Source organism: Tepidimonas thermarum (genome assembly GCF_007556705.1).
Classification (GTDB): Bacteria; Pseudomonadota; Gammaproteobacteria; order Burkholderiales; family Burkholderiaceae_C; genus Tepidimonas; species Tepidimonas thermarum.
In genome coordinates this window covers 40426-50969 of record NZ_VJOL01000013.1, presented here as the reverse complement: position 1 = coordinate 50969, position 10544 = coordinate 40426, and the positions used below count along the sequence as shown (strand labels likewise).

19 protein-coding genes and 1 tRNA gene are annotated in these 10544 nt (G+C 65.1%); 1 reads left to right on the top strand and 19 read right to left on the bottom strand.

Annotated elements, in window-relative coordinates:
- Window positions 1–166: 166 nt before the first annotated feature.
- From Tther_RS05090 to rplN, 19 genes are all read right to left on the bottom strand, one after another.
- Window positions 167–243, bottom strand: a tRNA-Met gene (locus Tther_RS05090).
- Window positions 244–267: 24 nt separating this feature from the next.
- On the bottom strand, window positions 268–672 hold the full coding sequence (rplQ, locus tag Tther_RS05085) for a 50S ribosomal protein L17 (protein WP_143901546.1): 405 nt from the start codon (window positions 670–672) through the stop codon (window positions 268–270).
- A gap of 82 nt (window positions 673–754) precedes the next feature.
- Window positions 755–1741 (bottom strand): DNA-directed RNA polymerase subunit alpha, encoded by a 987-nt coding sequence (locus Tther_RS05080; protein ID WP_143901544.1) that lies wholly within the window; start codon window positions 1739–1741, stop codon window positions 755–757.
- Between the two features lie 111 nt (window positions 1742–1852).
- Window positions 1853–2476, bottom strand: coding sequence for a 30S ribosomal protein S4 (rpsD, locus tag Tther_RS05075; protein WP_143901542.1), 624 nt, complete (start codon window positions 2474–2476; stop codon window positions 1853–1855).
- Window positions 2477–2708: 232 nt separating this feature from the next.
- Complete coding sequence (rpsK, locus tag Tther_RS05070) at window positions 2709–3113, bottom strand: 30S ribosomal protein S11 (RefSeq protein ID WP_043700250.1); 405 nt, start codon at window positions 3111–3113, stop codon at window positions 2709–2711.
- 21 nt (window positions 3114–3134) lie between these two features.
- Window positions 3135–3500 carry a 30S ribosomal protein S13 gene (rpsM, locus tag Tther_RS05065; RefSeq protein WP_143901540.1) on the bottom strand — a complete coding sequence of 122 codons (366 nt, stop codon included), beginning with the start codon at window positions 3498–3500 and terminating at the stop codon, window positions 3135–3137.
- 17 nt (window positions 3501–3517) lie between these two features.
- Window positions 3518–3631: a 50S ribosomal protein L36 gene (gene rpmJ / locus Tther_RS05060; RefSeq protein ID WP_072242940.1), complete on the bottom strand. Its 114-nt coding sequence runs from the start codon at window positions 3629–3631 to the stop codon at window positions 3518–3520.
- Between the two features lie 30 nt (window positions 3632–3661).
- Window positions 3662–3880: a translation initiation factor IF-1 gene (gene infA / locus Tther_RS05055; protein ID WP_043700245.1), complete on the bottom strand. Its 219-nt coding sequence runs from the start codon at window positions 3878–3880 to the stop codon at window positions 3662–3664.
- 4 nt (window positions 3881–3884) lie between these two features.
- The gene (gene secY, locus Tther_RS05050) at window positions 3885–5201 is read right to left on the bottom strand and encodes a preprotein translocase subunit SecY (protein ID WP_143901538.1); all 1317 of its coding nucleotides are present in this window, start codon (window positions 5199–5201) and stop codon (window positions 3885–3887) included.
- A 29-nt stretch (window positions 5202–5230) separates the two neighbouring features.
- Entirely contained in the window at window positions 5231–5662 is a 432-nt protein-coding gene (rplO, locus tag Tther_RS05045; RefSeq protein ID WP_143901536.1) for a 50S ribosomal protein L15, read from the bottom strand.
- A 13-nt stretch (window positions 5663–5675) separates the two neighbouring features.
- Window positions 5676–5858: a 50S ribosomal protein L30 gene (rpmD, locus tag Tther_RS05040; RefSeq protein WP_143901534.1), complete on the bottom strand. Its 183-nt coding sequence runs from the start codon at window positions 5856–5858 to the stop codon at window positions 5676–5678.
- 13 nt (window positions 5859–5871) lie between these two features.
- A complete protein-coding gene (gene rpsE / locus Tther_RS05035) occupies window positions 5872–6390 on the bottom strand; it encodes a 30S ribosomal protein S5 (protein WP_143901532.1) in 519 nt (172 codons plus the stop codon).
- A gap of 17 nt (window positions 6391–6407) precedes the next feature.
- Entirely contained in the window at window positions 6408–6773 is a 366-nt protein-coding gene (gene rplR, locus Tther_RS05030; RefSeq protein ID WP_143901530.1) for a 50S ribosomal protein L18, read from the bottom strand.
- 11 nt (window positions 6774–6784) lie between these two features.
- Window positions 6785–7318, bottom strand: coding sequence for a 50S ribosomal protein L6 (gene rplF, locus Tther_RS05025; protein ID WP_143901528.1), 534 nt, complete (start codon window positions 7316–7318; stop codon window positions 6785–6787).
- Window positions 7319–7343: 25 nt separating this feature from the next.
- Window positions 7344–7739: a 30S ribosomal protein S8 gene (gene rpsH / locus Tther_RS05020; RefSeq protein ID WP_143901526.1), complete on the bottom strand. Its 396-nt coding sequence runs from the start codon at window positions 7737–7739 to the stop codon at window positions 7344–7346.
- A gap of 20 nt (window positions 7740–7759) precedes the next feature.
- Window positions 7760–8065, bottom strand: coding sequence for a 30S ribosomal protein S14 (gene rpsN, locus Tther_RS05015; RefSeq protein ID WP_143901524.1), 306 nt, complete (start codon window positions 8063–8065; stop codon window positions 7760–7762).
- A gap of 8 nt (window positions 8066–8073) precedes the next feature.
- A complete protein-coding gene (gene rplE, locus Tther_RS05010; protein WP_143901522.1) occupies window positions 8074–8613 on the bottom strand; it encodes a 50S ribosomal protein L5 in 540 nt (179 codons plus the stop codon).
- A gap of 2 nt (window positions 8614–8615) precedes the next feature.
- The gene (rplX, locus tag Tther_RS05005; RefSeq protein ID WP_143901519.1) at window positions 8616–8936 is read right to left on the bottom strand and encodes a 50S ribosomal protein L24; all 321 of its coding nucleotides are present in this window, start codon (window positions 8934–8936) and stop codon (window positions 8616–8618) included.
- Window positions 8937–8945: 9 nt separating this feature from the next.
- Window positions 8946–9314 carry a 50S ribosomal protein L14 gene (rplN, locus tag Tther_RS05000; RefSeq protein WP_043700216.1) on the bottom strand — a complete coding sequence of 123 codons (369 nt, stop codon included), beginning with the start codon at window positions 9312–9314 and terminating at the stop codon, window positions 8946–8948.
- A gap of 330 nt (window positions 9315–9644) precedes the next feature.
- Here rplN and proC point away from each other — a divergent pair, with 330 nt between their 5' ends.
- On the top strand, window positions 9645–10511 hold the full coding sequence (gene proC / locus Tther_RS04995; RefSeq protein ID WP_143901517.1) for a pyrroline-5-carboxylate reductase: 867 nt from the start codon (window positions 9645–9647) through the stop codon (window positions 10509–10511).
- Window positions 10512–10544: the final 33 nt, after the last annotated feature.

Below are 10544 nucleotides of genomic sequence, written 5' to 3'. Positions count from 1 at the left end.
CAGCTTCGCTCCACGCTTCCTCCCCACAATCGGTCACCCTCTTGCAGTTGCGCTTCGCTTCGTTCGCTGTGATCAACTTACGGGAGGACTTTCACCTCCAAGAGTGCGCCCGTGCCGGGCGCACATGAAAAAACCCACTGGCTTGGGGCCAGCGGGTTGGACGGTTTGGTTGCGCGGGATGGATTTGAACCACCGACCTTTGGGTTATGAGCCCAACGAGCTACCAGACTGCTCCACCGCGCGTCAGAGACGAAAATTATAGCACGATTATTCGGCTTTGTCGCCGTCGGCTGTCGCCGGCTCGGCAGCGGGCGCGGCGCGATCGACCAGCTCCATGTAGGCCATGGGCGCGTTGTCGCCGACGCGGAACCCCATCTTCAGGATGCGCGTGTAGCCGCCCGGGCGGTTGGCAAAACGCGGCCCCAGCTCGTTGAACAGCTTGACCACGGTCTCGCGGTCGCGCAGGCGGTCGAACGCCAGGCGGCGATTGGCCAGCGAGGGCTTTTTGGCCAGCGTGATCAGCGGCTCGACGACGCGGCGCAATTCCTTGGCCTTGGGCAGCGTGGTCTTGATCGCCTCGTGCTTGAGCAGCGAGTTGGCCATGTTGCGCAACATCGCCTGGCGGTGGGCGCTGGTGCGGTTGAGTTTGCGAAGTCCGTGTCCGTGACGCATGGGAAGGTCCTTTCTGTCTTGTCACCGGCGGCCGGATCAGGTACCGCCGGGGGTCACTGGGAGGGTTGAGGGAAAACGGCGATCAGTGCTTTTCCAGACCAGCCGGCGGCCAGTTGTCCAGCTTCATGCCCAGCGTCAGCCCGCGCGACGCCAGCACTTCCTTGATCTCGTTGAGCGACTTGCGGCCCAGGTTGGGGGTCTTGAGCAGCTCGTTTTCGGTGCGCTGGATCAGGTCACCGATGTAGTAGATATTTTCCGCCTTGAGGCAGTTGGCCGAGCGCACCGTGAGCTCGAGCTCGTCCACCGGACGCAGCAGCAGCGGGTCGAACGCGGGCGCGCTGCCCTTGTCCTTGGCGCCGGCTTCGAACGCCGCGCCGCCTTCGAGCTGCGCGAACACCGCCAGCTGCTCCACCAGAATCTTGGCCGCAGCGCGCACGGCCTCTTCCGGGCCAATGGCGCCGTTGGTCTCGATGTCGAGCACCAGCTTGTCCAGGTCGGTGCGCTGCTCCACGCGCGCGTTTTCGACCGCGTAGCTGACACGCTTGATCGGCGAGAACGACGCATCGAGCACGATGCGGCCGATGCTGTTGCGGTGGTCGTCGCCCTTGCGCACGTTGCCCGGCACGTAGCCGCGACCCTTCTCGACCTTGATCTGCATGTCGAGCTTGGCGCCGGGCGCCAGCGTGGCGATCGGGTGCTCGGGGTTGAGGATCTCGACATCGTGCGAGGTTTGGATGTCGCCCGCGGTGACCACGCCTTCGCCCTCTTTGCGCAGGCTCAGCGTCACCTCGTCGCGGTTGTGCAGCTTGAACACCACACCCTTGAGGTTGAGCAGGATGTGCACCACGTCCTCCTGCACCCCGTCGATGGTGGAAAATTCATGCACGACGCCCGCGATCGTGACCTCCGTCGGCGCGTGCCCGACCATCGACGACAGCAGCACCCGCCGCAGCGCATTGCCCAGCGTGTGGCCATAGCCCCGCTCGAAGGGCTCGAGCGTGACCTCGGCGCGGTTGGCCGACAGGCGCTCGACTTGAATGGTCTTGGGTTTGAGCAGGTTATTCAGCATTCGGACTTCCTTCAATACCCTCGGCTCGTTACACCGATAAGGCCGATGGAGCACAAAATCCCGGATCCCGCAGGCTGCGGAATCCGGGCTCTAATCGAGCACGCCCGATGATCAACGCGAGTACAGTTCGACGATCAGCGACTCGTTGATGTCGGCACCGAACTCATCGCGGTCCGGCACCTTCTTGAACACGCCTTCGCACTTGTCCGCGGCGACTTCGACCCAAGCCGGGAAGCCGATCTGCTTGGCCAGCTCCAGCGCTTCCTTGACGCGGGTTTGGTTGCGGGCCTTTTCGCGCACGGCCACCACGTCGCCCGGGCTGACCAGGTAGGACGGGATGTTGACCGTCTGGCCATTGACGCTGATCGCCTTGTGCGACACGAGCTGGCGCGCCTCGGCACGGGTGGAGGCAAAGCCCATGCGGTAGACGACGTTGTCCAGGCGCGACTCGAGAATCGACAGCAGGTTTTGGCCGGTGTTGCCACGGCGGCGATCGGCCTCGGCAAAGTAGCGGCGGAACTGGCGCTCCAGCACACCGTACATGCGCTTGACCTTTTGCTTTTCACGCAGCTGCAGACCGAAGTCCGAGGTGCGCGAGCCGGAGGTGCGGCCGTGCTGGCCGGGCTTGGTTTCGAATTTGGCCTTGTCGCTGATCGAGCGGCGCGCGCTCTTCAGAAACAGGTCGGTGCCTTCACGGCGGGAGAGCTTGGCCTTGGGGCCGAGATAACGTGCCACTGGTTTTCCTTTCCAGACTGCCGCAACCGACCCCGGCCGGGGTCATTGCGGGAGCCAACGGGTGGGTGCGCACCGGGCCTTGGGGGGCCTTGGTCGGGTTGCTGGCACCAGCCCACGCTGGCGGTGGTCTCAAGCAAGGCGCCCACTCGGCCAAACCAAGCAAGCGCCACCTAAAAAAGCCAACTATTGTAGCGTGCCCAGCGCGTCTGCGCCAGACGCTTGCCCCGCGCCGTCAGATGCGGCGGCGCTTCGGGGGACGGCAGCCGTTGTGCGGCACCGGCGTCACGTCCGAAATCGACGTGATCTTGATGCCCAGCGCACCCAGCGCGCGCACCGACGACTCGCGGCCCGGGCCGGGGCCTTTGATTTCGACATCCAGGTTCTTGATGCCCTGTTCCATCGCGGCGCGACCGGCCGCTTCGGACGCGACCTGCGCCGCAAACGGCGTGGACTTGCGCGAACCCTTGAACCCTTGGCCACCCGCCGACGCCCACGCCAGCGCGTTGCCTTGGCGGTCGGTGATGGTGATGATGGTGTTGTTGAACGACGCGTGCACGTGCGCGATGCCATCGGCAATGTTCTTGCGAACCTTCTTGCGCACGCGGGCCGCGGCGTTGGCAGAGGGAGACTTGGCCATGACTGTCCTTTATGCGGCAAATTACTTCTTCAGCGGCTGAGCGGCTTTGCGCGGACCCTTGCGCGTGCGCGCATTGGTCTTGGTGCGCTGGCCGCGCACCGGCAGGCCACGGCGGTGACGGAAACCGCGGTAGCAGCCGATGTCCATCAGGCGCTTGATGTTCATGGTCACTTCACGACGCAGGTCACCCTCGATCGTGAAACGACCGACCTGCTCGCGCACCTTTTCGAGTTCGGCGTCGGAGAGGTCTTTGATCTTTTTCGAATACGGAATGCCGCAGGCGTCGCAAATCTGGCGCGCACGGGTGCGGCCGATGCCGTAAATGGCCGTCAGGCCGATTTCGGCGTGCTTGTGCGGCGGGATGTTGATACCAGCGATACGTGCCATGGTGGTCCTCTATCGAATCAGCCTTGACGCTGCTTGTGTCGCGGGTCGGTGCAAATCACGCGCACGACGCCATGGCGACGGATGATCTTACAGTTGCGGCACATTTTCTTGACCGAAGCCGAAACTCGCATGTTGCTCTCCTAAAAACGTAAAGCGGTCGCTCACTTGGCGCGAAACACGATGCGGGCGCGCGTCAGGTCATACGGCGTGAGCTCGACCTTGACCTTGTCCCCCGGCAGGATGCGGATGTAGTGCATACGCATCTTGCCGGAGATGTGCCCCAGCACGACGTGACCGTTTTCCAGTTTGACCCGGAAGGTCGCGTTGGGGAGGTTTTCGATCACCTCACCCTGCATCTCGATGACATCGTCCTTCGCCATGTTGTCACGCACCCGAGGCCTTGAACGAGGCCTTCTTCAGCAGCGATTCGTACTGCTGCGACATCAGGTAGTTCTGCACCTGGGCCCAGAAATCCATCGTCACCACGACGATGATCAGCAGCGAGGTGCCCCCAAAGTAAAACGGCACGTTGTACTTCAGGATCAGGAACTCCGGCAGCAGGCACACCAGGGTGATGTAGACCGCACCGGCCAGCGTCAGGCGCAGCAGAATCTTGTCGATGTAGCGCGCGGTCTGGTCGCCCGGACGGATCCCGGGGATGAACGCGCCGCTCTTCTTCAGGTTGTCGGCGGTTTCGCGGCTGTTGAACACGAGCGCCGTGTAGAAGAAGCAGAAGAAGACGATCGCCGCCGCGTACAACGCCACGTAGATCGGCTGCCCCGGCGACAGCGCCGACGCCAAATCCCGCAGCCAACGCGTGCTCTCACCCGTGCTCATCCAACTCACCAGCGTGGTGGGCAGCAAGATGATGGACGAGGCGAAGATCGGCGGAATGACGCCAGCCATGTTGAGCTTGAGCGGCAGGTGCGACGACTGGCCACCGTAGATCTTGTTGCCGACCTGACGGCGCGCATAGTTCACCAGGATGCGGCGCTGCCCGCGTTCGATGAACACCACCGCGTACGTCACCAGCACCACCAGGGCGACGATGAACAGGGCCGCGGGAATGCTCATCGCGCCGGTGCGCACGAGCTCCAGCAAACCGCCAATCGCGTTGGGCAGCCCCGCCGCGATACCGGCGAAGATCAGGATGGAAATCCCATTGCCCAAGCCGCGCTCGGTGATTTGCTCACCCAGCCACATCAGGAACATCGTGCCCGCCACCAGGCTGACCACCGCGGTAAAGCGGAAGCCCAAACCCGGCGCGATCACCAGGCCCGGCGAGCCTTCCAGCGCCAGCGCAATGCCCAACGCCTGGAACACCGCCAGCACCACCGTGCCGTAGCGCGTGTACTGGGTGATCTTGCGCCGGCCGGCTTCACCTTCCTTCTTGAGCTGCTCGAACGTCGGCACGACGTAGGTCATCAACTGCATGATGATCGACGCCGAGATGTACGGCATGATCCCGAGCGCGAACACCGTGAAGCGCGACAGCGCCCCGCCCGAGAACATGTTGAACAGGCTCAGGATGCCGCCCTGCTGACCCTTGAACAGCTGCTCGAGCTGCACGGGGTCGATGCCCGGCACGGGGATGTGCGCCCCGATGCGGTACACCACCAGGGCCAGCAGCAGGAACACCAGCCGGCGACGCAGGTCGCCGAACTTGCCGGTCTTGGCGAGAGTCGTTGCGTTGGTGGCCACGAGCGATCCCGGATGCGTGCTGCCAGCGATCAGGCCACCGAACCGCCCGCCGCCTCGATGGCGGCCTTGGCGCCGGCCGTGGCCGCGACGTTGGTCAGCTTGACAGCGATGCTGATCTCACCGGTCTTGATGACCTTGACCTTCTTGGCCAGCTGGGGCACGAGCCCGGCTTGCTTGAGCGTGAGCAGGTCGACTTCGGCCTGGCCCAGCGCCTGCAGGTCGGCCAGCGTGACCTCGGCGTTGAACTTGAGCGACTGCGACTTGAACCCGCGCTTGGGCAGGCGGCGCTGCAGCGGCATTTGACCGCCTTCGAAGCCGACCTTGTGGAAGCCGCCCGAGCGCGACTTCTGGCCCTTGTGGCCGCGGCCCGCCGTCTTGCCCAGACCGGAACCGATGCCACGGCCGACGCGGCGGCGAGGCTTCTTCGAGCCCGCAGCGGGCTTGAGGGTGTTGAGTTCCATCACGAGACTCCGATCAGAGCACCTGCACCAGGTAGCTCACCTTGTTGATCATGCCGCGCACGGCCGGGGTGTCCTGCAGCTCGCGCACGCTGCCGAGCTTGCGCAGACCCAGGCCGCGCACCGTGGCGCGGTGCGATGCCTTGCAGCCGATCGGGCTGCGCACCAGCTTGACTTTGACGGTGTTGGGGGTCGACATGGTGTTCTCCCGATCAGGCCACGAGTTCCTCGACCGACTTGCCGCGCTTGGCGGCGACCTCGGCCGGGGTGGTCGACTTGCGCAGCGCATCCAGCGTCGCGCGCACCAGGTTGTACGGGTTGGTCGAGCCATGGCTCTTGGCCACGACGTCGGTGATCCCCATCACCTCGAAGACGGCGCGCATCGGGCCGCCGGCGATGATGCCCGTCCCCTTGGGCGCGGGCATCATGATGACGGTGGAGGCGCCGTGGTGACCTTTGACCTCGTGGTACAGGGTGCCGCCTTTGAGCTGCACCTTGAACATGCTGCGACGCGCCTCGTCCATGGCCTTTTGCACGGACACCGGCACTTCGCGCGCCTTGCCCTTGCCCATGCCGATGCGGCCGTCGCCGTCACCCACCACGGTCAGCGCGGCAAAGCCCATGATGCGGCCACCCTTGACCACCTTGGTCACGCGGTTGACCGCAATCATCTTCTCCCGCAGGCCGTCATCGTTGCCTTCGGTCTTCACATTTGCTTGCATTTTTGCCATTTGCGTCACCCGCTCCGTCAGAATTGCAGGCCAGCTTCACGCGCGGCTTCGGCCAGGGCCTTGACACGGCCGTGGTAGGCAAAGCCCGAGCGGTCGAACGCCACTTTCTCGATGCCGGCCGCCTTGGCCTTCTCGGCAATGCGCTTGCCGATCAGGGCTGCCGCGGCGGTGTTGCCACCTTTGCCGGCGCCACCGAGCTGGGCGCGCACCTCGGGCTCCAGCGTCGAGGCCGAGGCCAGGACACGCGAACCGTCGCCGGAGATGATGTTGGCGTAGATGTGCAGGTTGGTGCGGTGCACCGCCAGACGCACCGCCCCTTGCTGGGCAATGCGGATGCGGGTTTGCCGCGCGCGACGCAAACGCTGTTCTTTCTTGGTCAACATGTTCGCAGTCCTTATTTCTTCTTGGTCTCTTTGATGACGACCTTCTCATCCGCATAGCGGATGCCCTTGCCCTTGTACGGCTCGGGGGGACGCACCGAACGGACCTTGGCGGCCACTTGACCGACGCTTTGGCGATCCGCACCCTTGATCAGGATTTCGGTCGGCGTCGGGGTCTCGGCCTTGATGCCCGCGGGCATCTCGATTTCCACCGGGTGCGAGAAGCCCACGTTGAGGTTGAGCTTGCTGCCCTGGGCGGCGGCCTTGTAACCCACGCCCACCAGCGTCAGCTTGCGCTCGAAGCCCTTGCTGACACCGACGACCATGTTGTTGACCAGCTGGCGCACGGTGCCGCTGAGGGCATCGGCCTCGCGCGTGTCGTTGGCCGGCGCAAAGGTCAACTTGCCGCCGTCTTGCGCCACCTTGACCTGGGGGTTCAGGGGCAGGCTCAGCGCACCGAGCGCGCCCTTGACGTTGATGCGGTCTTCGCCAATGGCCACCTCGACGCCTTGCGGGATGGTGATGGCGGCTTTCGCTACACGAGACATTTGTGTTGCTCCTTCCTGCCTCGCCTCAAGCGACGTAGCACAGCACTTCGCCGCCGACGCCGGCAGCGCGCGCCTTGCGGTCGGTCATCACACCCTTGGGGGTGGTGACGATGGCCACGCCCAGGCCGTTCATGACCTGCGGGATGGACTTGGCGCCACGGTAGACGCGCAGGCCCGGACGGCTGACGCGCTCGATGCGCTCGATGACGGGGCGCCCCGCGTAGTACTTCAGGGCGATTTCCAGTTCCTTTTTGCCGCCGGCTTCCTTGACCTGGAAGCCGTCGATGTAACCCTCTTCCTTCAACACCTGGGCGATGGCGGTCTTCAGCTTGGAAGCCGGCATCGTCACGACGGCCTTGTCCACCATCTGCGCGTTGCGGATGCGGGTCAGCATGTCGGCGATCGGATCACTCATGCTCATTTGGGGTTCTCCTTCGCGCCTTACCAGCTGGCCTTGGTCACACCGGGGATTTCACCGGCAAAGGCCAGCTCGCGAATCTTGGTGCGGGCCAGACCGAATTGCTTGAACGTGCCACGCGGACGACCGGTGATGCCGCAGCGGTTGCGCTGGCGGGTCGGGTTCGCGTTGCGCGGCAGCTTTTGCAGCGCCGCACGGGCCGCGTCGCGCTCTTCGTCCGAACGCTTGGCGTCCTTGGCGATGGCCTTCAACTCGTTGTACTTGTTGGCGAACTTGGCGACCAGTTTGTCGCGCTTGAGTTCACGCTGGAGCAAAGCTTGCTTAGCCACGGACCACCTCAGTTCTTGAACGGAAAACGGAAACCGGCGAGCAGCGCCTTGCACTCTTCGTCGGTCTTGGCCGTCGTCGTGATGCTGATGTTCAGCCCCCGCACCGCATCGACCTTGTCGTATTCGATCTCGGGGAAGATGATTTGCTCTTTGACCCCGATGTTGTAGTTGCCACGGCCGTCGAAGGCACGCGCCGAAATGCCGCGGAAGTCACGCACGCGCGGCAGCGCGATGGTGACGAAGCGGTCCAGGAATTCGTACATGCGCGCACCGCGCAGCGTGACCATGCAGCCAATCGGCTGGCCCTCGCGGATCTTGAAGCCGGCAATCGCCTTGCGGGCGCGGGTGACGACGGGCTTTTGGCCGGCGATCTTGGTCAGATCGGCAACAGCGTTTTCCAGCACCTTCTTGTCGGCCACGGCCTCGCCCACGCCCATGTTGAGCGTGATCTTGGTGATGCGCGGCACTTCCATGACGGACTGGTAGCCGAACTGGGCCTTGAGCGCCGGCGCGATCTTGTCGCGGTAGAGTTGTTGAAAACGTGCCATGGTCATGCCACCTTGATTTCTTCGCCGCTGGACTTGTAGACGCGCACCTTCTTGCCGTCGGCCAGCACCTTCACACCGACGCGATCGGCCTTGCCCGTGGCGGGGTTGAAGATGGCGACGTTGGACTGGTGGATGGGCATGGTCTTTTCGACGATGCCACCGGCAATGCCCTTGAGGGGGTTGGGACGCACGTGCTTCTTGACCACGTTGACGCCCTCGACGACCACACGCTCCTCGTCGGCGCGCCGCAGCACCTTGCCGCGCTTGCCCTTGTCGCGCCCCGCGATGACGATGACTTCGTCGCCTGTACGGATCTTGTTCATGACGGTTCCTCAGAGAACTTCGGGCGCCAGGGACACGATCTTCATGAAACGCTCGGTGCGCAGCTCGCGCGTGACCGGGCCGAAGATGCGGGTGCCGATCGGCTCCAGCTTGTTGTTGAGCAGCACGGCGGCGTTGCCGTCGAACTTGATGAGCGCACCGTCCGGACGGCGAATGCCCTTGGCCGTGCGCACCACGACCGCGTTGTAGACCTCGCCCTTCTTGACGCGGCCACGCGGCGCGGCTTCTTTGATGCTGACCTTGATGATGTCGCCCACGCTGGCGTAGCGGCGCTTGGAGCCCCCCAGCACCTTGATGCACATCACGGACTTGGCACCCGTGTTGTCAGCAACATCGAGTCGAGTTTGCGTTTGAATCATGATGAAAGTCCCAACTTGAATCCCTGGGCCACCGGGCCGAGGCGATCAGTCTTGGGCCCGTCGTCGCAGGCACCGCAACAGCCAAAGCCGCCCAGCGCCACCGCCAACATCGGCGGCCGCCAAACGCAACCTCAACTGTGCTGCCACCCGCTTCGGTGGGCAGATGGTCTTCACCCAGTGGGCGAAGCCGCATATTCTCGCGGGGTTTTGATCGCTTGTCAAGCGCTTGTATTCGTCCAGTACCGTTGGCGCTCGTGGGCATGCGCCGCTGTTGGCGCGCGGCGGCAGGCACCGCGCCAAGAGGCCCTGCCTTGCGCGACAATGCGGCGCATGGATGCCACCACCCCCGCTCCCCAACCGTCACCCGCTGCGGCTGCGCCCTTGCTCGGCCAGCGCATCGCCTTCATCGGCGGCGGCAACATGGCCAGCGCCATCATCGCGGCCTTGCTGCGTGGCGGCTGCCAGCCTGGCGACATCACCGTCGTGGACCCCGGCGAAGCCGCGCGTGCCCAGGTGCGCGAGCGCTTTGGCGTGCGCACGCTGGAAGCGGCCAGTCCCGCGCTGGCGGGCAGCCGCCTGGCGGTGTGGGCCGTCAAACCGCAAACCTTCCGCGAGGCCGCCGCGGCGGCCGCCCCCCATGTGGCGGGCGCCTTGCACCTGAGTGTGGCCGCCGGCATCCGCTGTGCGAGCATGCAGGCCTGGCTGGGCAGCGCGCGCATCGTGCGCACCATGCCCAACACGCCCGCGCTCGTGGGCCAGGGCATGACCGGGGTGTATGCGCTGCCGGGGGTGAACGCCGAGGACCGCCGCCTGGCCGAGGCGCTGATCGCGGGCACCGGACGCTGGGTGTGGGTGGACGACGAGGCCGCGCTGGACGCGGTCACCGCGCTGTCCGGCTCAGGCCCGGCCTATGTCTTTTATTTCCTGGAAGCCATGCGCGAAGCCGGCACCGCGATGGGCCTGCCGGCCGCGGTGGCGCTGGAGCTGGCGATCGGCACCTTCATCGGGGCCGCCCGCCTGGCCCAGGACGCCGGCGAGCCCCCCGAGGTGCTGCGCGAGCGCGTCACGTCCAAGGGGGGCACGACCGCCGCCGCGCTGGCTGCGCTGGAAGCGGCCGGGGTGAAACACGCCTTCATCGGCGCGATGCACGCGGCGCGCCAGCGCGCGCAAGAACTGGGCGACGCCTTTGGCGCGTGAAGGGAGAGGCCGGCGCTTGATCGCTGCGCCGCC

Excerpts from the sequence above, each read along its gene's own strand:
- proC (WP_143901517.1), top strand. The coding sequence starts at position 9,645 with ATGGATGCCACCACCCCCGCTCCCCAACCGTCACCCGCTGCGGCTGCG.
- rpmD (WP_143901534.1), bottom strand. The coding sequence starts at position 5,858 with ATGTCGACCCCCAACACCGTCAAAGTCAAGCTGGTGCGCAGCCCGATC.
- rpsM (WP_143901540.1), bottom strand. The coding sequence starts at position 3,500 with ATGGCACGTATCGCTGGTATCAACATCCCGCCGCACAAGCACGCCGAA.
- rpsE (WP_143901532.1), bottom strand. The coding sequence starts at position 6,390 with ATGGCAAAAATGCAAGCAAATGTGAAGACCGAAGGCAACGATGACGGC.
- rplN (WP_043700216.1), bottom strand. The coding sequence starts at position 9,314 with ATGATTCAAACGCAAACTCGACTCGATGTTGCTGACAACACGGGTGCC.
- infA (WP_043700245.1), bottom strand. The coding sequence starts at position 3,880 with ATGGCGAAGGACGATGTCATCGAGATGCAGGGTGAGGTGATCGAAAAC.
- Tther_RS05080 (WP_143901544.1), bottom strand. The coding sequence starts at position 1,741 with ATGCTGAATAACCTGCTCAAACCCAAGACCATTCAAGTCGAGCGCCTG.
- rpsK (WP_043700250.1), bottom strand. The coding sequence starts at position 3,113 with ATGGCCAAGTCTCCCTCTGCCAACGCCGCGGCCCGCGTGCGCAAGAAG.
- rplQ (WP_143901546.1), bottom strand. The coding sequence starts at position 672 with ATGCGTCACGGACACGGACTTCGCAAACTCAACCGCACCAGCGCCCAC.
- rpsH (WP_143901526.1), bottom strand. The coding sequence starts at position 7,739 with ATGAGCATGAGTGATCCGATCGCCGACATGCTGACCCGCATCCGCAAC.
- rplX (WP_143901519.1), bottom strand. The coding sequence starts at position 8,936 with ATGAACAAGATCCGTACAGGCGACGAAGTCATCGTCATCGCGGGGCGC.
- rplR (WP_143901530.1), bottom strand. The coding sequence starts at position 6,773 with ATGTTGACCAAGAAAGAACAGCGTTTGCGTCGCGCGCGGCAAACCCGC.
- rplF (WP_143901528.1), bottom strand. The coding sequence starts at position 7,318 with ATGTCTCGTGTAGCGAAAGCCGCCATCACCATCCCGCAAGGCGTCGAG.
- rplE (WP_143901522.1), bottom strand. The coding sequence starts at position 8,613 with ATGGCACGTTTTCAACAACTCTACCGCGACAAGATCGCGCCGGCGCTC.
- rplO (WP_143901536.1), bottom strand. The coding sequence starts at position 5,662 with ATGGAACTCAACACCCTCAAGCCCGCTGCGGGCTCGAAGAAGCCTCGC.
- rpmJ (WP_072242940.1), bottom strand. The coding sequence starts at position 3,631 with ATGCGAGTTTCGGCTTCGGTCAAGAAAATGTGCCGCAACTGTAAGATC.